20 protein-coding genes are annotated in these 18,857 nt (G+C 62.1%); 6 read left to right on the top strand and 14 right to left on the bottom strand.

Features of this window, described 5'->3' with window-relative positions:
• Positions 1 to 3 precede the first annotated feature (3 nt).
• The 4 genes from F8N80_RS19140 to F8N80_RS19125 form a co-directional block, all read right to left on the bottom strand.
• Positions 4 to 894 (bottom strand): DUF2950 domain-containing protein, encoded by an 891-nt coding sequence (locus F8N80_RS19140; RefSeq protein ID WP_150784469.1) that lies wholly within the window; start codon positions 892 to 894, stop codon positions 4 to 6.
• 13 nt (positions 895 to 907) lie between these two features.
• On the bottom strand, positions 908 to 2,413 hold the full coding sequence (locus F8N80_RS19135) for a DUF3300 domain-containing protein (protein WP_150784468.1): 1,506 nt from the start codon (positions 2,411 to 2,413) through the stop codon (positions 908 to 910).
• A 170-nt stretch (positions 2,414 to 2,583) separates the two neighbouring features.
• The gene (locus tag F8N80_RS19130) at positions 2,584 to 3,018 is read right to left on the bottom strand and encodes a GFA family protein (RefSeq protein WP_150784467.1); all 435 of its coding nucleotides are present in this window, start codon (positions 3,016 to 3,018) and stop codon (positions 2,584 to 2,586) included.
• Between the two features lie 72 nt (positions 3,019 to 3,090).
• Positions 3,091 to 4,032: a carbon-nitrogen hydrolase family protein gene (locus F8N80_RS19125; RefSeq protein ID WP_150745275.1), complete on the bottom strand. Its 942-nt coding sequence runs from the start codon at positions 4,030 to 4,032 to the stop codon at positions 3,091 to 3,093.
• A gap of 105 nt (positions 4,033 to 4,137) precedes the next feature.
• On the opposite strand from F8N80_RS19125, the gene F8N80_RS19120 reads away from it, so the two are divergent.
• Positions 4,138 to 4,821 (top strand): winged helix-turn-helix transcriptional regulator, encoded by a 684-nt coding sequence (locus tag F8N80_RS19120; RefSeq protein ID WP_150745274.1) that lies wholly within the window; start codon positions 4,138 to 4,140, stop codon positions 4,819 to 4,821.
• A 341-nt stretch (positions 4,822 to 5,162) separates the two neighbouring features.
• Entirely contained in the window at positions 5,163 to 6,242 is a 1,080-nt protein-coding gene (locus F8N80_RS19115; RefSeq protein WP_263596676.1) for an AraC family transcriptional regulator, read from the top strand.
• Between the two features lie 71 nt (positions 6,243 to 6,313).
• Here F8N80_RS19115 and F8N80_RS19110 read toward each other — a convergent pair whose 3' ends face one another.
• The 7 genes from F8N80_RS19110 to F8N80_RS19080 form a co-directional block, all read right to left on the bottom strand.
• A complete protein-coding gene (locus F8N80_RS19110) occupies positions 6,314 to 6,760 on the bottom strand; it encodes an RES family NAD+ phosphorylase (RefSeq protein WP_150745272.1) in 447 nt (148 codons plus the stop codon).
• Positions 6,757 to 7,206 carry an antitoxin Xre/MbcA/ParS toxin-binding domain-containing protein gene (locus F8N80_RS19105; protein ID WP_150745271.1) on the bottom strand — a complete coding sequence of 150 codons (450 nt, stop codon included), beginning with the start codon at positions 7,204 to 7,206 and terminating at the stop codon, positions 6,757 to 6,759. The genes F8N80_RS19110 and F8N80_RS19105 overlap by 4 nt, the downstream gene beginning before the upstream one ends.
• A gap of 164 nt (positions 7,207 to 7,370) precedes the next feature.
• A complete protein-coding gene (locus F8N80_RS19100; protein WP_150784466.1) occupies positions 7,371 to 8,384 on the bottom strand; it encodes a proline racemase family protein in 1,014 nt (337 codons plus the stop codon).
• 38 nt (positions 8,385 to 8,422) lie between these two features.
• Positions 8,423 to 9,211, bottom strand: a complete 789-nt coding sequence (locus F8N80_RS19095; RefSeq protein WP_150784465.1) for an ABC transporter permease — start codon at positions 9,209 to 9,211, stop codon at positions 8,423 to 8,425.
• The gene (locus tag F8N80_RS19090) at positions 9,208 to 10,050 is read right to left on the bottom strand and encodes an ABC transporter permease (protein ID WP_150745268.1); all 843 of its coding nucleotides are present in this window, start codon (positions 10,048 to 10,050) and stop codon (positions 9,208 to 9,210) included. Before F8N80_RS19090 ends, F8N80_RS19095 begins: the two co-directional genes overlap by 4 nt.
• Positions 10,047 to 11,114: an ABC transporter ATP-binding protein gene (locus F8N80_RS19085; protein WP_150745267.1), complete on the bottom strand. Its 1,068-nt coding sequence runs from the start codon at positions 11,112 to 11,114 to the stop codon at positions 10,047 to 10,049. Before F8N80_RS19085 ends, F8N80_RS19090 begins: the two co-directional genes overlap by 4 nt.
• Positions 11,115 to 11,129: 15 nt before the next feature.
• Complete coding sequence (locus F8N80_RS19080; protein ID WP_150784464.1) at positions 11,130 to 12,182, bottom strand: ABC transporter substrate-binding protein; 1,053 nt, start codon at positions 12,180 to 12,182, stop codon at positions 11,130 to 11,132.
• A gap of 117 nt (positions 12,183 to 12,299) precedes the next feature.
• Between F8N80_RS19080 and F8N80_RS19075 the strand changes: the two genes are divergently transcribed.
• The 3 genes from F8N80_RS19075 (at position 12,300) to F8N80_RS19065 (ending at position 16,749) form a co-directional block, all read left to right on the top strand.
• On the top strand, positions 12,300 to 13,337 hold the full coding sequence (locus F8N80_RS19075; RefSeq protein WP_150745265.1) for a GlxA family transcriptional regulator: 1,038 nt from the start codon (positions 12,300 to 12,302) through the stop codon (positions 13,335 to 13,337).
• A 156-nt stretch (positions 13,338 to 13,493) separates the two neighbouring features.
• The gene (gene gabP, locus F8N80_RS19070; RefSeq protein ID WP_150745264.1) at positions 13,494 to 14,894 is read left to right on the top strand and encodes a GABA permease; all 1,401 of its coding nucleotides are present in this window, start codon (positions 13,494 to 13,496) and stop codon (positions 14,892 to 14,894) included.
• A 340-nt stretch (positions 14,895 to 15,234) separates the two neighbouring features.
• Complete coding sequence (locus tag F8N80_RS19065) at positions 15,235 to 16,749, top strand: hypothetical protein (protein WP_224790716.1); 1,515 nt, start codon at positions 15,235 to 15,237, stop codon at positions 16,747 to 16,749.
• Between the two features lie 179 nt (positions 16,750 to 16,928).
• Here F8N80_RS19065 and F8N80_RS19060 read toward each other — a convergent pair whose 3' ends face one another.
• Positions 16,929 to 17,621: an RES family NAD+ phosphorylase gene (locus F8N80_RS19060; RefSeq protein ID WP_150745262.1), complete on the bottom strand. Its 693-nt coding sequence runs from the start codon at positions 17,619 to 17,621 to the stop codon at positions 16,929 to 16,931.
• Positions 17,615 to 17,884, bottom strand: coding sequence for a hypothetical protein (locus tag F8N80_RS19055; RefSeq protein ID WP_412071176.1), 270 nt, complete (start codon positions 17,882 to 17,884; stop codon positions 17,615 to 17,617). The genes F8N80_RS19060 and F8N80_RS19055 overlap by 7 nt, the downstream gene beginning before the upstream one ends.
• On the opposite strand from F8N80_RS19055, the gene F8N80_RS19050 reads away from it, so the two are divergent.
• Complete coding sequence (locus tag F8N80_RS19050; RefSeq protein WP_150745261.1) at positions 17,796 to 18,191, top strand: type II toxin-antitoxin system VapC family toxin; 396 nt, start codon at positions 17,796 to 17,798, stop codon at positions 18,189 to 18,191. The genes F8N80_RS19055 and F8N80_RS19050 overlap by 89 nt on opposite strands.
• Positions 18,192 to 18,264: 73 nt before the next feature.
• On the opposite strand, the gene F8N80_RS19045 is transcribed toward F8N80_RS19050, so the two are convergent.
• Positions 18,265 to 18,825, bottom strand: a complete 561-nt coding sequence (locus tag F8N80_RS19045; RefSeq protein WP_150784463.1) for a YSC84-related protein — start codon at positions 18,823 to 18,825, stop codon at positions 18,265 to 18,267.
• Positions 18,826 to 18,857 lie beyond the last annotated feature (32 nt).

Raw genomic sequence — 18,857 nt, 5'->3', positions numbered from 1 at the left:
CGCTCAAAGCCCCGGTTGCTCATCGACTTCACTCCAACTGCTATCCGGATCGAAGCGGCGCATGGCCGTTGCCAGTTTCGCGCTGCCCGGGCCCTGGTCTTTCTCGAACACCTGGCCCTCGTGGCTGATCATGAAGCTCATCACGCCGCTGTCGCCGTACTTCGCCGGCCAGGCGATCAGGGCGAAGCCGCGGCTCATGTTGTTGCCGAGCTTATAGTGGTAAGCGCCGCCCGGCGCTGATGGCCCCTGTGCGTCGAGGATACGGTACTGATAGCCGTGCCAGTCGTCGCCGGGTTTGGCATCGCCGAACAACGGGCCGAGCGGACTTTCGTCGTCACCGGGCTCTTCGGCCCAGTACAGGCCATCGTGCTTGCCATTGCTGCTGATGAACTTTTGCGCATATTCCAGCACGCCGTCGCCGTTGCGGTCGACCGCGGCGTAGTCCAGCTGAGCATCGTAGTAGGCCATTACCGATTGCACGGTGGCGAGTTCGTTGCGACCGATGCGCCGCTCACGGATCTCCTCGCCGCCGGCCTTGGCGTTGAAAGCCCAACCGTGCTTGCCCTGCATGATCGGCAGCGGCAACAGCCAGGGGTCGGTGCCGACCACCAGATGCACCTTGCCTCGCCCGTCGGGCTGGGTGCTGTGTTTTTCACGATAGCGGGCGAGGAAGGCATCGACGTCCTCGCGGTCGATGCCCTGGAGCGGGATATAGGCGCGCCAGTCGGTGCCGAGCAAGGCCGCAAGGCGCACGGGATCGGCCTGTTGAGTGCCGAGCGCGGCGACCAGGGCCTCGGCGGCGGCATCCGGACTGGCAAAGGCCTGCTGCGCACGCACGTCCTGGGCCAGGACCGCCAGCAGCGTAACAGGGAAAATACGCAGTGCAGCCTTCATGGCGAATCTCCTGTCAGCGCCGATGGCCACCCCCCCGGGAGGGGCGTTGTACAGTATGACCGCTGCCGCGCTCAATGCTTGGCCGACTGGCGGAAACGTGACTGGCCTGGCCGCGGTTGGCTTGCATTCGCGACTGCGAAGGGTTGCTGGCGCCGGCAAAGGCGTTGTTGCGCGGTCCCTGTGTTCTGGCCTGCTGCTGACGCGCTTGCTGGCGGACCTTTGGATTGTCTGGCGCGCTTTGGCGCTTCTGCGCAGCGGCCTGAGACTTCTGGCGCGCCTGTGCACTGGCTTGCGCCTGCTCGCGCTGCGGCGCATTGGCCTGGGTATTGTGCCGCGTTTGCGCACTGGCTGGCGGGCGCTCACGTAATTGCGATTCCTTGCCCAGATCGCGGCTCGCGGCCTGGGCCCGTTCGCGCGCCTGGCGATTGCTGGTGGCCGCAGGTTCGATGCCGCGTTGCGCCAGCGACTGGCTGGCGCGCTCGCGCTCAAGGGCCCGCACCGGATCGCGGCCGCGGAAAGCGTCGCGCTGTTCGCTGCCGGCCAAACGCTGGCCGCTCTGTTCGCGGTTGGCACGGTCGCGGTATGGCACGCCGTCGCGGTTGATCGAGTTGTGGTGCCAATTGTTCTGGTTGGCGTTGATCTGGCGGTTGGTGTTGATGTTGTTGTAGCGGTTGACGTCGATGTCGATATCGCCGCGGCCCCAGTCGCAGTCGCCCCAGAGCGAATCGACGATGGCCACGCCGGCGCCGAAGGCCAGGCCGGCGGCGAGCGCGGAGCCGAGATAGGCGCCCGGCGGCGGTGGGTAGTACACCGGCGGGTAGGACGGATAGGCCCAGGTGCCATAGACCACGCTCGGGTTGTAGCTCGGTACGTAGACGGTCTGCGGCTGGGTCGGCTCGATGATGATGGTCTGCGTGGCAGCAGGCTGCTGCACTACCACGGTCGAAGCGGCCGGTGCCGGCGCGGCCGGCTGCACGGTGACGCGCTGTTGTTCGTTGGATTGGAGGTGGCCGGCGGCTTGCGCCTGGCGACGCAGGCGTTGCACCGAATCCATCACGGCGTTGGGCTGCGCGAGGAAGGCGTCGCCCACGCGCTGCACCCAGGCCGGATCCTGGCCCAACATCACCAGCACTGCCGGGAAGGCAACCAGCGATTGCACGCTCGGATCCCAGGGTTCGTTCGCGACTTGACGCACGGCGGCGTCACCGCTGCTGTCCGGATGCGCCCTGGACCAGGCCACGGCGTCGGCGACATCGCCTGGATAGGTCGCCGCCATCAGGACCTGGGCCAACAACGAATCCGGATACAAGGCCAGTGGCGCCAGCATCTGGTCGAGTTCCTCCGGCGCAAAGACCGTCTCGGCCGGGGCCGTCGGTTCGGGCGCGGGCGCAGCGCCCGCGACACCCGCCTCGGGGGCGGCGGCGAATGCCTTGGAGGTGAAGAACGGGTCCTCGTCCGAACCGCCGGACAAAGACAGCACGGCGAGCAGAAATGCGCTGAAGCAATGGCAAACACGCATGACGCTTCTCCCGGGGGAAGAAAAAGCGGGACGGGTCGCAGCGACTGCCGTCGGCGGGATTGAATGGGGTAAATCATAGCCGGGCAAAGCGGGGGCATAACGATTTATTCGACGGACCGCTGTTCGTCGTCAGGCAAGGCAGGCGTCGCCGCACGCCTGCCTTGCCAGCGCTATTCGTCCAGGCTGATGCCCGACCCCCCCAATTCCCTGGGAACATCCTTCAGCTTGGGCAATCCATCCTTGATGTGCAGCACGGTCTCCTGATAGTGGACGTGAACGCCTGGCGCGTACGCGAGATCCGGGATGAGCGCGGCATACACATCGATCAGCCCCATCCCCGGGTGTTCGGTGAAGAGGTGCCCGCCGCACGTCTTGCACCACTTGCGGTAACTCTGCGGTGTCTTGTTGTAGGTGCCGATGTTGTCGGCACCCCGAGTCACTTGCAGCGCCTCGGGTTTCCACAGGGTGAAGGCATTCACCGGTCCTGCCGACCAGTGCCGGCATGACGTGCAATGGCAGTAGCCCATCGCGGCCGGCTCGCCACTGACGGTGAATTCGACTGCGCCGCAAAAACAACTGCCCTGGTAAGACCGCTCATTGTTCATGGCATGACTCCTTGCTCGATGGTCAGGCGCTACTGCCGCAGAGGGCAGGGATCGCCTGAACGTTGCCTGGTTTCACTCGTCGATGTAGCGCACCGCTGTCGCCGGCGTGCGCCGCACCTGCAGTTCGAAAATGTCCGGGCGCGCGTAGTGCCCGGTGACGTCGAGCGCCCGTCGCGCCGGTGCCACGAGTGCGACGTCGATGTCGGCATACAGAATGCCTGCCTCTCGGTGTAACGGACCGGCCACGATCCGGCCTTGGGGATTGACCACCACCGAGTCGCCGTCGTTGATCCATTCGTCCGGGTCGGCAAACAGGTGCGCACGGGCCGGGAAGTCGTCGGGGATGTCGCTGCCGCGCAGTACGGTACCGCTGCCGAGCACCCAACAGCGGCCCTCGAGGGCAATGTGACGCATCGTGCTGATCCAGCCGTCGCCCGTGTCGTACGTGGGGGCAACGTAGATTTCCACCCCTTGGGCATACAGTGAATAGCGCGCCAGCGGCATGTAGTTTTCCCAGCAGATGAGCGTACCCACGCGGCCGACCGGCGTATCGACCGTACGCAGCCCGGATGCATCGCCGAAGCCATGCACCATGCGCTCGGGATTGGTTGGCATCAGCTTGCGGTGTCGGTTGAGCACTTCGCCGTCCGCGCCGATAACGACTACGCTGTTGTAGAGCGTGCCGCCGCCATTGCGCCGGTCGCATTCATCGATGCCGCACACGATCGTCACGGCGTGAACCCTGGCGGCATCGCACAAGGGGCTCAGGTCACCGTGGGCGATATCGACGGCGTTGGCCAGCAGCCGCGTGTGCAACTGGCCCATGACAGCCCCGTCCTTGCCCGCCGCCAACCGCCAGATCCATGACGGGTAACCTGGAATGAAGGATTCGGGCAAAACGATCAGCGAGGCCCCCGCCGCCGCGGCCTCGGCGACCGATTGCACGGCCCGGGCGATCGTCGCGCTGCGATCGAGCAGCACGGGCGGGCGCTGAATGATGGCTACCTTGGTCATGGTGTTCACCTTTTGACGATTGGCTTTCGAAGGCTTCAGCGTGCGCGGGACGACGTCGCGGGGCTAGTTCAGAATCTGAAGCGTTGCAGTTGCGGGGTCCAGGCGATGGAAGAAAGCTACGGTCAGTTCTGCACAGTCGCGCGGGGTGCCGAAGCCCTGTGCGAGCGCTGGACGCCCTTGGTCGTGCGCGAGCTGCTGTGCGGCAGCAAGCGCTTCAATGAACTGCACCGCGGCGTCCCACGGATGTCCACCGGCCTGTTGGCACAGCGGTTGCGCCATCTGGAAGATATCGGCGTCGTACAGCGCACGGCCGTTGGCAAAGTCTGGGAGTACCGCCTGACCGAGGCGGGCGAGGAACTGCGCCCCATCATAATGGCGCTGGGCCATTGGGGCGCGCGCTGGATCGGCAGTCGCCTTCGCGATGACGAACTCGATGCGGGCCTGCTGATGTGGGACGTGCGCCGGTTTGTGCGCATCGAGACGTTCCCGTCCCGACCGGTGGTCATCCACTTCAGGTTCCGCGACGCGCGGCCCGGCGAGCAAGCGTGGTGGCTCGTGGTCGAAGAGGGTGTGGCAGACTTGTGCCGCGACGATCCCGGGCGCGAACTGACGCTCGTCGTGGACGCAAGCGTGCGCGCGTTGACCGAGGTGTGGACCGGCGACCGTACACCACGCGAGGTGCTTGAGTCGCGAGAGCTGCGGGTAGACGGCGCAGCGCAGGATGCGCAGAACCTGTGGCGCTGGCTGGGTACGAGCGCGTTCGCCGGTACCCGCAGCGCTGCACGCTAGCCTGATCTCTTGCTGCTGATCTTCTCAAACAAATCCACCGACCATCAGGCCGTCTTCGTCGGAACGCCGCCCGGAGCCGGCTCGCTCCCACAAAAAGCCCCCGGCTCTCGGACAGAGCTTAATTTTGGCGCTAATGGGATTTCGGGTCTACGCTCTCTGTGGGTAGTTTTCAGCATGCATAACGACCCTGTAATAAATGGCCATTAGGATGAATTTCAGAGTAAATTCAATGGTTCACAAAAGATGCTTGGGTCAACAGGTCTTTGAGGTCGTCAATGTATAGAGTGTGTACAGGCTATACCAATGTGGTGGTGAATACGCTCTCGGCACAAGGCTTGGATGTGATCGATTTATCCCGGGAAGCCGGGCTGGATATGACGATTCTGAGTCAGCAGCAAGCCTTCTATGAACGAAATACCATTTACCGTCTTTGGGAGTTGGCAGCGCAGGCATCTGGCGATTCGAATATTGGTCTGAAAGCCTACGGGCATGTACATCCGGGTAACTTCCAGATTGTGGGATACACGATGATGTCCAGCTTGAATCTGAAGCGGGCACTCGAACGCCTCGTGCGTTTCAGCCCCTTGATCAGCTCTGGACACAGCCTGTTTCTGAGCCAGGAAGGGCAGAATTATCGACTGGCCGGGCTCGATCACCAATGCGACTCGGTCAAGCCACGGCAGCACACCGATGCCGGACTCGCGTCGCTGCTGGGATTCTGTCGTTGGCTGGCCGGTGGCAAAAGGGTGCAACCGTTACGTGTGGAGTTTACCTATCCCGAACCTGAAGACATCTCGGAGCATCAGCAGGTGTTTGGCTGTGAACTGCGTTTCGGGGCGGCCTGTGACAGCATCCTGTTCGATGGCCAACAGCTTCTGCGTCCGTCGAGCATGGCCAACGAGGCGTTGGCGATACTCCATGACAGTTTTGCCGAGGCTCAGCTGGACCTCTTGTACGGGTTCACCATTGTGTGCAGGATTCGTGCACTGATCACCGAGCGCCTGAGTCAGGGGCAAGGGCAGTGTGATATGGAATCGATAGCCACCGCGCTGAACATCAGCAAGCGAACGCTGCAACGGGCACTCGAGAAGGATGGCGCCCAGTTCAAGGACGTGCTGAACGATGTGCGTCGGCAGTTGGCCGACTTCTACCTGCGTCATTCCCATTTCAATATGAAGCACGTGACTTACCTGCTCGGGTTCCACGACCACAGCAGTTTCCACAAAGCCTGCATCCGCTGGTTCGGCATGACGCCCGGCCAGTATCGAGTCGGTGAATCCTTGCCAAAGGTCAGGGACGTCAAGCTCCGTCTGGTTGGCCAGTCGTTAGCGATAGAAGGCGCTGAAAAGCAGGCACCTTTCAGGAACACTATGCGAGTGGCAGGTACGGGGCGGGCCATGGCCCAGGGCGCAGGAATGTAAAATGCACGGCGGGGACGCAGGTTCGATTGCTCTTGCCTGCGCCCCATGCCGGTGATTTGCCCGCCACGTCATTACGTTTTCTTGATCAGTCGGTTGTCGAGCCTGAATGGCTCGACGGTAATGACAGCCTTGACCGAGTCGAGGTGCATAGGGTTGAACAGGTAGTTCAGCGTATGCGGCATGATGGCGCTCGGTACCGGCAACAGCAGGGCAGGACATCCCTTGAGGAATGAATCGCCGATGCCCTTGGTGTGGTTCACCTCGAACGCCCAATTGGGCTTGAGTACCGGGGCAGGGGCGAGGCTGATAGCGTCGGGTACCTCGACCTTGAGCAACTGCAGTGTCTCCGGAAGGTCTTCCTGATCGATCTCCATGTGTACCAGGATCTCGAGCATTGCGCCGGCAGGTGTCCCCGCCAGATAGACCACTGGTCTTCCCGCCGTGTGCCAGCGGCCACCCGCGAGGATACCACCACGTCCCGTCAAATCTGCAAATGCGCTTATCCGCCAAAAAATCAAAACGCATAGCCTTCCGCTAACTGGATCAGCGTTTCCTCGACCTGGCGTGTTCCCTGTACCGTCGACAGCATTGCCATTGGGCTACGGCCCGAAAACCGGTCCTTGGGTTTCGACAGCCAGCGTTTGGCTTTTTCATCGCTGCCAAACACGGCGTCTGCCATGGCGGTGATGTGGGCGGCGCGGAACAGGCGATCGCTCTCGTCGACCGTGAGGTTCTGGTCTTTAGCGACCCGGGTCTTCAGGGTTTTCAGAGGGATGATCTGGTCACGTTCCAGCGGCGTCAATTCACCCTGTTCACAGAGCGCCACCAGACGGCCGGAAGCAAACCCGACCTGGATGATGTCGTGGATTTCCAGGTCAGACGCATCGGTGGGAATTTGCAGCAAGGCATGCAGCCGAGTGCGGTACGCACCGTAGGCGGGTTCACGCATGATTTCAGCGAGCATGGCCTTCTCCTGGCTTGGTCGGCATTTACCGAATTATATCCGGCAAATGCCGATTGTGCGAGCGCTCTTTGACAGAGGACCCTGGAGAAGGGGCGTGCGCGACTGCCGGCATTGACCGGCAGTTTCGGTTCGGCAGCGGCGATGTGGGTGCCCGCTTCAATCTGTCAGTTGACGACGAACCCCGCCCCCACCGGGTCATTGCGCTCGATGACCCAGCGCGATGTCCCCAGGATGCTGGCCGTGCCCTTGACGGTCGGACGCACCGCGCGGGTGCCGTTGAGGTCGACTTCGCCGAGCAGGCAACCTTCGAAGGTGCCGCTGCCCAGTAGCCCTTCGGACAGGATGGGTTGGTTCAGGCCCAGTTTGCCCCGGGCCTCGAACATGGCCATCATCGCGCTGGTGCCGGTGCCGCCGGGAGAGCGGTCGAGCTGGCCGGCGCTGAAGACGTGGACGTTCTTGTAGAACGCGCCTTCGATGGTCGCCGGGTGCCAGAACGTGATGAAGTTGAGGTCGTTGATATGGGCCTCGGTGGGGTGCTGGATCTTCAGCTGCCGGTTGATCTGCTCGCGAGCCAGCAGGCCCAGGCGCGACAGTTCGCTGCCGTTGTCCGGGCTGATGCGCAAGGCGCAATCGGTCAGGTCGATGATGCCGAAGTAGTTGCCGCCCCAGACCAGGTCGGCCTTGAGGTCGCCATAGCCGGGAAGGTGGATCGGGATGTCCTGGGCAGCCACGTAGGCCGGCACGTTTTCGAAACGGGTCCAGAGCACGTTGTCACCTTCGGAAGCCACCTCGGCCACCACCAGGCCGGCCGTGGTTTCAAAACGGATTTTGGTGATGCCATCGGCGCCACGCGGCACCAGGCCCAGGGCGACCATCGCCATGCTCACGGCAATGGTGCCGTGGCCGCACATGTGCGAATACACACTGCCATCCATATAGATCAGCCCGGCGTCGAACTCGCTGCTGGAAGGCGGCGTGAGAAAAACCCCGAACATGTCCTTGTGGCCGCGCGGTTCCTGCATCAGTGCCTTGCGCAGCCAGTCGTAGTTCTGCTCGAGAAAGGCACGCTTGGCCAGGATGCTGGAGCCGGCGGGGTAGGGAATGCCGCTGTGGACAATGCACAGTGGTTCGCCTTCGGTATGGGTATAGATGACATCGAACGTGTCTTGCATGCGCATGACTGAACTCCTGGCTTACGGGATGTATGTGTGGGGGATTATTTGCGTTCTGATAAAAGGTCGAGGCCGATGCACAGATCCAGCACGATCACCGCGAATACGACGACTATGATGGTGGCGCCGGACGCGGCGGCGATGGTCGGGTCGACGGTGTACTGCACGTAGTTGAAAAGCTTCACCGGGATGGTGTTCAGGTCCGGCGTGGTGTTGAAGATCGACAGCTCGACGTTGATCCATGACGAGATGAAGGCAAAGATCGACCCGGTGACGATCCCCGGCCGGATCTGCGGCAGCACCACTAGAAAGAAGGTGGCCCAGGGGGTCCCGCCCAGATCGCTCGAGGCTTCTTCCAGGGCGCGCTGCTCGGGCGTCAGCATCGACAGCACCGAACGCAGCACGAAGGGCGAGATGATGATGGTGTGACCGATCAACAACGCCAGGAAGCTGCGGGTCAAGCCGAAGTAACCGCCAAACTGCAAGAGTGCCGCCCCCAGCACGATGTGCGGAAACACAAGCGGTGAGGTCAGGGCGGCGAGGATCGTGGCTTTGCCGCGGAAGTCGTAGCGGGCCATCGCCAGGGCGGCCGGGACGCTGAGTAGCACGGCGACACAGGTGGCGACCAGGGCCAGGACGGTGCTGGTGGCAAAGGACGCCACATAGCTTGGGTCACTGAGCATCTTGGCGTACCAGTCCAGCGTCCAGCCCTGTGGCGGGAAAGCCAGGAATGACGAGGCGGTCAGCGAGACGCCGAGGATGACCACCAGTGGCAGCAGCATATAGCCCAGCACGGCCCAGGCCACCAGCCTGACCAGTATTTTAGTGATCATGGGTTGCTCCCCCGAATACTGCCGACACGTCCGGCCAGCCCGACCATGACCAGGGTAAAGATCAGCAGCACCACGCTCAGCGCGCCGCCGTAGTTGAAGTCGAAGACCGAACTGTATTGCTGGAAAATCAGCATCGACAGCACCGAGATCCGGCCGCCGGACAGCAGGGCCGGCGTGACGTAGGCGCTCGCCGCCAGGGTGAAGACCATGATCGAGCCGGAGATGATGCCGGGCATGGTCAGCGGCAGCACCACATGGAAAAAGGTCGCGCGGGGGCTGGCGCCCAGGTCCTCGGAGGCCTGTTCGAAGGCCGGGTCGACCTGGGCCAGGGCATTGCCGGCCGCGAGTACGATGAACGGCAGCAGGATGTACACCATGCCGATCAGGATGCCGAGTTCGGTGCCCAGGAAACGCACCGGCGTATCGATCAGGCCGGTTTCCAGCAGACTCTGGTTGACCAGGCCCTTGCGCCCCAGCAGCACCATCCAGCCGAACGAACGCACGATGTTGCTGGTGAACATCGGCACCACCAGCAGAATCACGCAGGCCCGGCGCCAGGCCCGCCATTTGACGATACGCACCAGGTACCAGGCCAGCGGATAACCCAGCAGCAACGAGACCAGGGTGGTCAGCGCGGCGATGCGAAAGGTCACCAGAATCACCTCCCAGTGGTACTGGTCGCCCAGCACCCTGACGTAGTGCTCCAGGGTGAATGCCTGATCGGCGCCCTTGGTCAGGCTGGCGAAGATCACCACGGCGAAAGGCGCGAGAAAGAACGCGGTGAAAAAGGCCAGGGCGCCGAACAGCATCAACGACGGGGCGAGCACCGGGCGTTTCATACCGGCTCCCCGATCATATGCAGATGCGCGGGATTGAAGCCCAGGCGCACGGCGCTTCCGGTGACCAGGTCGGCGCGGGGGAAACCCATGGTGCGCGCCACGATCGATTGTCCGTCGATCAGCGAGTGCACCAGGGTATGACTGCCCACGGTGACAATATCGGTCACTGTGCCCTTGAGTTCACAGCAACTGGCGCTCGCCGGACTCGAGGCATCCAGCACCTGCACGTGTTCGGGGCGCAGCACCGCCACCCCGTGCGGCAGCAGATCCTTTGCGCCGCTGGAAATCGGGGTATGGGCGATGCCCAGGCGAATCTCACCGCTATCGCTGGCCTGATAGCCGATCAGGTTGGCCTCGCCGATGAAGTCGGCGACGAAACGCGAAGCGGGGGCACTGTAAATCTCACTGCTGGCGCCCACCTGTTCGATACGTCCGGCATTCATCACCACGATACGGTCGGCGATGGTCATCGCTTCTTCCTGGTCGTGGGTGACGAAAATGAACGCGATGCCGAGCTTGGCCTGAAGGTGCTTGAGTTCCAGTTGCATGCGCTTGCGCAGTTTCATGTCCAGGGCCGAGAGCGGTTCGTCGAGCAACAGCAGTTTCGGTTGATTGACGATGGCGCGAGCCAGGGCCACGCGCTGCTGCTGGCCACCGGACAAGCCGCGGGGAAAACGCTCTTCCAGGGCCTCCAGGCCGACCATCGCCAGTGCCTCTCGAGCCTTGAGCCGTGCCTCGGCGCGATTGACCCCCTGGCGCCGCGGTCCGTAGGCCACGTTTTCCAGGACTGTCATGTGCGGGAATAGCGCATAGTTCTGGAACACGGTATTGAGGGGCCGGCGATACGGGGGCAAACGGCTCACATCCTGGCCATCGATCGCGATGCGGCCGGAATCGGGCTGCATGAAGCCGGCGATCGAGCGCAGCAAAGTGGTCTTGCCACAGCCGCTGGGGCCGAGCAGCACGATGAATTCGCCCTGCTCGATGTCCAGGTGGATGTTGTCCAGCGCCTGGAACGGCCCGAAGCTTTTACAGACACTGTCGATGCTCAACAAAACTGACATTGCAGACCTCTTGAGCTAGTTTTTGGCGGTGACTTTGCGGTTCCAGTCGTTGGTGACGCTGGCGCGCTGTGCGTTGATCTGGCCCCAGTCGAACAGACGCAGGTTGTCGATCGAACCGCCCACGCCCCATGGCAGCTTGCGGGCCACGTCATCGGCCACCTCGACACCTTTCACCGCCGGCCCCAGGTACAGCTTGCCGGCCAGGCAGGACGCCGCTTCTTTGGTCAGCGCGGTATTGATGAACTGCTCGCCGGCCTTGCTGTTCTTCGCCCCCTTGATCAGGTGCAGGCGCGCATCGGTGGCCCAGGCACCTTCCTTGGGAATGGTGAAGCCGATGGGCGCGCCCTTGTCGATCAAGTCCCAGGCACCGACGTTGAAATGCGCGCCGATGATCGCTTCGCCACTCTGAAAGGCATTGGTGGCGGCACCCGAGCTGTCGAAGAACAGTGCGGTGTCCAGCGCGCCCAGCTTGGTGTAGAGCGGCGCCAGGTTGGCCCGGTCGATACCCCAGACATCGGCCATGAAAAACACGAAGGGCACCCCGGAGGAGTTGGCGGGCGAGGGCAGGGCGATGGCGCCGGCATACTCCGGTTTCCAGAGGTCTTTCCAGCTGGTGGGCGCTGCCTTGATTTCCTTGGTGTTGTAGGTCAGGCCCAGGGAATAGAAACCGCTGCTGACGGCGAAGGTATGGCCGGCATCGGTGTAGACGGCTTTTTCCTGCACATTCTTGAGGTTGGGAATGGCCGCCGGATCGAGATCGGCGACGACCCCGGCGGCATAGGCCAATTCACTGATGCCACCGTCCATCCAGGCCACATCGATCGTCGGGTCGGACTTCTGTTGCTGGAGTTTGGCCAGGGTGGTGGTCGAGGTGCCGACCTCCGCTGCGACGGCAATCCCGGTCGCTTGCGTGAAAGGTTCTGCAACACATTTGAGGAAGGCCTCACCCCAGTTACCGCCATACAACGCAACGGTCAGCTTTTGCTGTTCAGCCATGACGGCCGATGAGGAGATGCAGCCGGTAACTAAAAGAGCAACGGTGATTTGCTTACCTGTCTTCAGTTTCATCGTGGGTCCTCTTGGGGCGTTGTTGGACTTTGCCCCTTGCCTGAATATTGCTCGTATCCGTGATGCGAGCGCTTGCACTTCGGGGTCTTAAAGTTGAATAGTTAGGTCATGCCAAAAATGACTCAGCTCAATCGAGAAAACCTTCAACCTGATTCCCCCGGTCCCGGCCCCGGGGCAGTCAGTCGTCCGCTGCTGTCAGTGGGCCTGGTCCTGCTGGATCAATTCACGCTGGCGGCGTTTTCCGGCCTGGTCGATGTATTGCGCCTGTCCGCCGACCTCGGCGGCGGCAGCCGGCAGATCCATACGGCCTGGCGTGTGATGAGTGTGGACGGCTTGCCGCGAACCTCCAGCGCCGGGATCACGCTGGAAGTGTCCGGGGGCTTGGCGCAGGACCTTGAGGCATTCGATTACGTGGCCATCTGCGGCGGCAACGATTACCTCAATACCCATCTGCCCAACAACTTGCGTGACTGGCTGCAGCGCGCCGCCGCGAGTCGTACGCGGTTGTTGGGCATCTGCACCGGGACTTTCACCCTGGCGCAGGCGGGCGTGGTCGGCAGTCGTTCGGTGTGCGTGCACTGGAATGTGCTGGACGCGTTCCGCGCACGTTTTCCCAAGACCCCGGCGGCGGTGGATCATCTGTTCATCGACGAGGGCGACCTGATCACCTGTGCCGGCTCGACCGCAGCCATCGACCTGGGGTTGTACCTGGTGGCCCGGCATTGCGGCCGGGAAAAGGCCCAGCAGGCGGTGCGGCACATGATGCTGCAGGGTATTCGCCCGGGGCGGCAACCCCAGGCGCACTTCTACGCCAACCTGGCGGACATCAAGGATGAGCGCGTGCGCCAGGCCGCGCACTATATCGAGCAGCGCATGGACAGCCTGCCGACCCTGGATGCCATCGCGCGCTATGTAGGGCTCGGCCGGCGTCAGCTGACACGGGCATTCCAGCAGTCGCTGGGGCTTTCACCGATGGAATTCCAGCGCTCGCTGCGGGTCGAGTACGGCGGCTGGCTGCTGTTGAACAGCCACAGCAGCATCACCCAGATTGCCATGGACTGCGGCTTCTCTGACGGCGCGCATTTCTCCCGGGAGTTTCGCGCCCGCTTTGGCGTGTGCCCGCGGCAGTACCAGCGCCAGGAGCGGCCAGGCTGATGGCCTTGCACGGCTGAGTCGTCGGCTCGGTGCCACGCTTTGTTCGATCTGCCAGGGTCACCCGTGGCGAGATCAGGTATGGAGGCGGCGCGATCAGGTAACCGATTTGGCGGGCAAGGCGGGTAAGGTGGCGCATCTTTTCAAGAATAGAAACCAATGATCAGTCCGACCTCCAAGGATTCGAATGGCCAATTGGCGCAGGGCTTCAAGCCGCGCCACGTCACAATGCTGTCTATCGCAGGAATCATCGGCGCAGGATTGTTCGTCGGTTCCGGGCATGCCATCGCCGCGGCTGGCCCGGCCGTCATGCTGGCGTATCTGTTCTCCGGCCTGCTGGTCGTTCTGGTCATGCGCATGCTGGGTGAAATGGCGGTTGCCAACCCGGACACCGGGTCTTTCTCCACCTATGCTGACCAGGCCATCGGACGCTGGGCCGGCTTCACCATTGGCTGGCTCTACTGGTGGTTCTGGGTGCTGGTGATACCGATCGAGGCACTGGCCGCCGGCCATGTATTGAACCAATGGTTTCCCCAGATCGATGCCTGGCTGTTCGCCCTGGTGTCGATCATCGCGTTGGTGATCACCAATCTGTTCAGTGTCTCCAAGTACGGCGAATTCGAATTCTGGTTCGCCATGGCCAAGGTGGTGGCGATCATCGGTTTCATCGGCGTGGGTTTTGCCGTGCTGATGGGCTGGGTTCCCGATCGGGAAGTCAGCGGATTGAGCGGACTGATGGCCGAGCATGGCGGATTTGCCCCCAACGGCCTGTCGGCGGTAGTCGGCGCTTTCATCACCATCATGTTCAGCTTCATCGGCACGGAAGCGGTCACCATCGCCGCCGCCGAATCCGACAACCCGTCGCAGAACATTGCCAAAGCCACGCGTTCGGTGATTTGGCGCATCGGCGTGTTCTACCTGTTGTCGATTTTCGTGGTCATCTCCGTGGTGCCCTGGAACGATCCGCTGCTGGCCCAGGTTGGCTCCTACCAGCGGGCACTGGAAATCATGAACATTCCCCACGCCAAGTTCATGGTGGACGTGGTGGTGCTGATCGCCGTGGCCAGTTGCATGAACTCCTCGATCTACATTGCCTCGCGCATGCTGTACTCGCTTGGCCGTCGTGGCGATGCGCCGAAGGCGATGAAGGCGACCTCCTCCGAAGGCGTGCCGCGGGCAGCCGTCATCGCCAGCACCGTGCTGGGCGGGGCGATCACCGTATGGAGCTACTTCATGCCCGCCGGGCTGTTTGAGTTCCTGCTGGCCAGCTCCGGCGCGATTGCCTTGCTGGTGTACCTGGCCATTGCGGTGTCGCAGCTGCGTATGCGCCGGATGCTACATCGGCAGAATGTCGAACTGACCTTTCGTATGTGGCTATTCCCGTGGCTCACTTGGCTGGTGATCGTGTTCATTTGCGCTGCGTTGGCGGTCATGATGATCACCCCGGAGCACCGTACCGAGGTGAGTACCACCATCGGCTTGGCGTTGCTGATTTCCTTTATCGGCCTGGTGACTTCGCGTGAGCAGCCGCAATCCGAGGAGGCCGCTTCCCTGGGGTAGGTCGAACCAGGGTGGCCGCCCCAGTACTGGCCTGTCGTCGGCTCCACCGCCAGGCCAACACCGCCGGGGTATGCTGGATCTCTTAAGCTATCGATGGTCTCCAGGAAACCAGGCCTCCATCACCTCTCGGGTCTGCAAGGATTTCCTGTGAGGTGTCAGGCGCTGGTCGGGAGGGAAAATCGATGGATGACTATTACGATCTGGGCACCTACAGCCGCCCGGTGACGACCCGTTCGCCCCAGGCCCAGCTCTGGTTCGATCGTGGACTGGTATGGTGCTACGGCTACAACCACGATGAAGCCATCCGTTGTTTTCGCAAGGCGATCGAACACGACCGCGATTGCGCAATGGCTTACTGGGGCATCGCCTACGCCTCGGGCCCAACTACAACAAGCGCTGGGATGCCTTCATCGAACAGGAGTTGAGAGAGGCCGTGGCCCAGGCCCGACTGGCGACACAAGCCGCGCTGGCGCATATCGACAGCGCTTCGCCGGTGGAGCAGGGGCTGATCCGGGCACTGGAGCAACGCTACCAGGCCAACCAGGCGGCGAGCCTTGAGCAACTCTTCAGCTGGAACGATGCCTATGCGGCGTCCATGCGCGATGTCTATCGGTCCTTTGCCGATGATCCGGACGTCGCTGCGCTGTTTGCCGAAGCCATGATCGACCGCACGCCCTGGCTGTTGTGGGACCTGAGCAGCGGTCAACCGGCAGCGGGCGCCGACACCCTTGAGGCGGTGGCCGTGCTGGAACGGGCGTTGCAGCGCATGGAACAACACGGCGATGCGCCCCATCCGGGCGTGCTGCACATGTACGTCCACACCATGGAAATGTCGCCGTACCCGGAACGGGCGTTGCGCGCCGGCGATGTCCTGCGTGACCTGGTGCCGGACGCCGGACATCTGCGCCATATGCCGTCGCACATCGACGTGCTCTGTGGCGATTACCGTGGCGCCATGATCACCAATAGCCGGGCGATCCAGGCCGACAGTAAATACCTGGAACAGGAAGGACCGCTCAACTTCTATACCTTGTACCGCTGCCATAACTACCACTTCAAACTCTATTCGGCGATGTTCCTCGGCCAGTACCAACCGGCCCTGGACGCCGCCGATCAGCTGCAGGCGACCATCCGCGAAGAACTGTTGCGCGTGGAACAGCCGCCCATGGCCGACTGGCTGGAAGGCTTCGTGTCGATGAAGGTCCATGTGCAGATACGCTTCGGTAAATGGCAGGACATCCTCGCCACGCCATTGCCGAACGATCCAGCGCTGTACTGTGTGACCACGGCCATGCTGCATTACGCCAGGGGCGTGGCGCACGCGGCCTGTGGGCATGTCGGCGCGGCAGAAACCGAACAGCGATCGTTCCTCGATGCCCTGACCCGGGTGCCGGAGACCCGCTACGTCTTCAACAACACCTGCATCGATATTCTGGCGGTGGCCGGTGCGATGCTGCGGGGGGAAATCGAATACCGCAAAGGCAACCACGACAGCGCTTTTGCCCACTTGCGCCAGGCGTTGTCCCTGGATGACAACCTGCCCTACGACGAGCCTTGGGGCTGGATGCAACCGGTCCGGCATGCGCTGGGCGCGCTGCTGCTGGAACAGGGCAGAGTGGAAGAAGCCTTGCAGGCCTACCGCGCCGATCTGGGGCTGGATAACACCCTCAGCCGTGCGGCCTGGCATCTGGACAATGTGTGGAGCCTGCACGGTTATGTGGAATGCCTGAAACGGCTGGGCCGGGATGAAGAAGTGGCCGCTGCCCAGACTCGACTGGACCTGGCGATGGCCCGGGCTGATGTGCAGATTACGGCATCGTGTTTCTGTCGGGTCGGGGAACGTTGTTGCAACTGATGCCGCCAGCACCGCCCGGAATCAGCGGTTCTACGCAAACCCTGTAGGAGTCGGCTTGCCGGCGAAGGCAATCTCAAGCCTTGCAGTGCCCATAAAGACGCCTTCGCCGGCAAGCCGGGCCCTACAGGGTTTGGTGTTTCTCATAAAACCGGTGGTACGCCGGCCATACAGGGCGGCGATCAGGCCTCGCTGATCTTGCTGACACTGGTGACCTGTCCATTCCAGACCATCTCGTAATGCGCAGTTTGAATAACCGATAACACCGGTCGTGGCGTCATCAGTGCCCAGCAATGACTGCCCTGCATGCGCACGGAGTTATAGCGAAGGCCGGGACATCCGGCCTCCTTGATGGACCTCCCCAGGCGACGGGAATCGGTGTAATCGTCAGGATCATAGACAGGATCGGTCATCGGGATGGCCGCGGCATCTTTCATCGCCACGTCGACAAAGGAACAGGACAACCCACGGAACACGAAGCGCTCATAGTTGAGTTTCGACACATTCGACCAGTACTGACTCTGGTGATGCCGAACCTCGGCCAGCGCCGTTTCCATGGAGTCCGCCAGGTACAGCACCCCAAAACTGCCATCGCTGAAGCGCGAACCCGCCGGGTTGACGTGGGTAAAAGGCGCGGTCGCGTAAGAGCAGCCAGGTATGCCGAAGGGGATCTCTGCCCGTGGAATCAACTCAAGATGGCCGACTTCATTTTTCAGCCGGGGGTTTGTCAGCGCCTGTATCTGATACAGCACCTCAAACTCGTCCGCATCCGCGACATCATCAAACAACGCAATCGGTGGGAACTTCGAATTGACCAGTCGGTAGGCCTGTAACTGCTCGCCGGCAAGCGCTGCCAGGTCGTCGACCCTCACCACTGCGCGCCCCGCAGCACGTCAATGCGCCGAAAGGTTTCATACAGCGAAATCATATCGCCCTGGGACATGATCTCGAGCGGGCTGCGCCCATTGAAAAACTCGTTGTCGTTGGCCATCGACGGGAAACCGTAGACGTTTTCCGGGTTATCGAAGACCAGGCGAAGCGCGGCGTGGATGTTGAGCACAAAACTGATGCGCTGCAGCGAACGCCCCGAGTCTGTGTTGCAGCGATTGGCCGCAGCCGTTGAGCGAAACAATCGGATCGTGATCTCTGCGATCACCTACGCCGAAATGCGTTACAGGCAGATCGGCAAGAAGGCGTCGCCCAAGCACAAAACGTTGGTCGATGAGTTTGTGAAACGCCTGGATGCGGTGCTGCCCTGGGATCAGAGTGCTGTCGACGCAACGGTGGAAGCGAAGCTCCAGCTCACTCAGGCCGGTCTGCTCATTGGCGAGAACGACACCGCAATTGCGGGCCATGCAATTGCCTCAGGCTGTACGCTGGTCACGAACAATGTGCGCGAATTCAGCCGCGTTGAAGGACTGGCTTTCGAAGACTGGGTTCACTGAGGGACAATCCATGAACCGCTCGAACCGCCCGGCACTGTTGCGTCTGGCGCATCCCTGCGCCAGGCAGCCGGCTTCAGCGCTTGATCAGGGAGATCTTGGTGCCTTCGATGCTGACCCCAGCCATCAACCCCTGCTGGTCGAAAATGAACGCGTAGGCATCGTCCTTCAGCGTCGAGCTGGACAGATTCTTCGCCACCCCTTCATCCACCACCACCACAGTCGGCCCTACGCCGATTTCCCAGCCCTTGGATTCGCGGACGTAGTTCACGGCCTTATCGGTCATCAGGAATAGCGCATAGCCATACGACTGGGCGCCTGCCTGCAGCCCCCATGACCCGGTGACGGAGTTGTAATAAGCCTCTACTTGCTTGCCCTTCATCAATGTGCCTTCACCATAGCTGCCACCAAACACGAGGCCGGCCTTGATGATTTTCGGAAAGACCAGTATCGCCTTGGCGTTTTTCGAAATGGTTTCGGCAAAGGGCGTGGCCTTGTAGAGCGTTTGCAATGCTTGCCGAGAGTCGGCATTCAGATCCTCGGCGGTTGCCGCACCTGCGGTGTTCAGGAAGCTCGCCGATGCCAGTGAGGCTGTCGCGAGGACGATCGATAGGAAGAACCGCATTGACTGAGTCATGTTCGTACTCCGATACGGGAGCATTGGACGTG

The organism is Pseudomonas fluorescens (genome assembly GCF_902497995.1).
GTDB lineage: Bacteria > Pseudomonadota > Gammaproteobacteria > Pseudomonadales > Pseudomonadaceae > Aquipseudomonas > Aquipseudomonas fluorescens_BK.
The sequence above is the reverse complement of the archived record's forward strand: the minus strand, read 5'-3'. Positions and strand labels throughout refer to the sequence as shown.

Coding starts and splice junctions, on each gene's coding strand:
- F8N80_RS19120 (WP_150745274.1), top strand. CDS start 4,138: ATGGAAGAAAGCTACGGTCAGTTCTGCACAGTCGCGCGGGGTGCCGAA.
- F8N80_RS19100 (WP_150784466.1), bottom strand. CDS start 8,384: ATGCGCATGCAAGACACGTTCGATGTCATCTATACCCATACCGAAGGC.
- F8N80_RS19125 (WP_150745275.1), bottom strand. CDS start 4,032: ATGACCAAGGTAGCCATCATTCAGCGCCCGCCCGTGCTGCTCGATCGC.
- F8N80_RS19090 (WP_150745268.1), bottom strand. CDS start 10,050: ATGAAACGCCCGGTGCTCGCCCCGTCGTTGATGCTGTTCGGCGCCCTG.
- F8N80_RS19045 (WP_150784463.1), bottom strand. CDS start 18,825: ATGACTCAGTCAATGCGGTTCTTCCTATCGATCGTCCTCGCGACAGCC.
- F8N80_RS19085 (WP_150745267.1), bottom strand. CDS start 11,114: ATGTCAGTTTTGTTGAGCATCGACAGTGTCTGTAAAAGCTTCGGGCCG.
- gabP (WP_150745264.1), top strand. CDS start 13,494: ATGATCAGTCCGACCTCCAAGGATTCGAATGGCCAATTGGCGCAGGGC.
- F8N80_RS19080 (WP_150784464.1), bottom strand. CDS start 12,182: ATGAAACTGAAGACAGGTAAGCAAATCACCGTTGCTCTTTTAGTTACC.
- F8N80_RS19140 (WP_150784469.1), bottom strand. CDS start 894: ATGAAGGCTGCACTGCGTATTTTCCCTGTTACGCTGCTGGCGGTCCTG.
- F8N80_RS19105 (WP_150745271.1), bottom strand. CDS start 7,206: ATGCTCGCTGAAATCATGCGTGAACCCGCCTACGGTGCGTACCGCACT.
- F8N80_RS19130 (WP_150784467.1), bottom strand. CDS start 3,018: ATGAACAATGAGCGGTCTTACCAGGGCAGTTGTTTTTGCGGCGCAGTC.
- F8N80_RS19075 (WP_150745265.1), top strand. CDS start 12,300: ATGACTCAGCTCAATCGAGAAAACCTTCAACCTGATTCCCCCGGTCCC.
- F8N80_RS19135 (WP_150784468.1), bottom strand. CDS start 2,413: ATGCGTGTTTGCCATTGCTTCAGCGCATTTCTGCTCGCCGTGCTGTCT.
- F8N80_RS19095 (WP_150784465.1), bottom strand. CDS start 9,211: ATGATCACTAAAATACTGGTCAGGCTGGTGGCCTGGGCCGTGCTGGGC.
- F8N80_RS19050 (WP_150745261.1), top strand. CDS start 17,796: ATGTTGAGCACAAAACTGATGCGCTGCAGCGAACGCCCCGAGTCTGTG.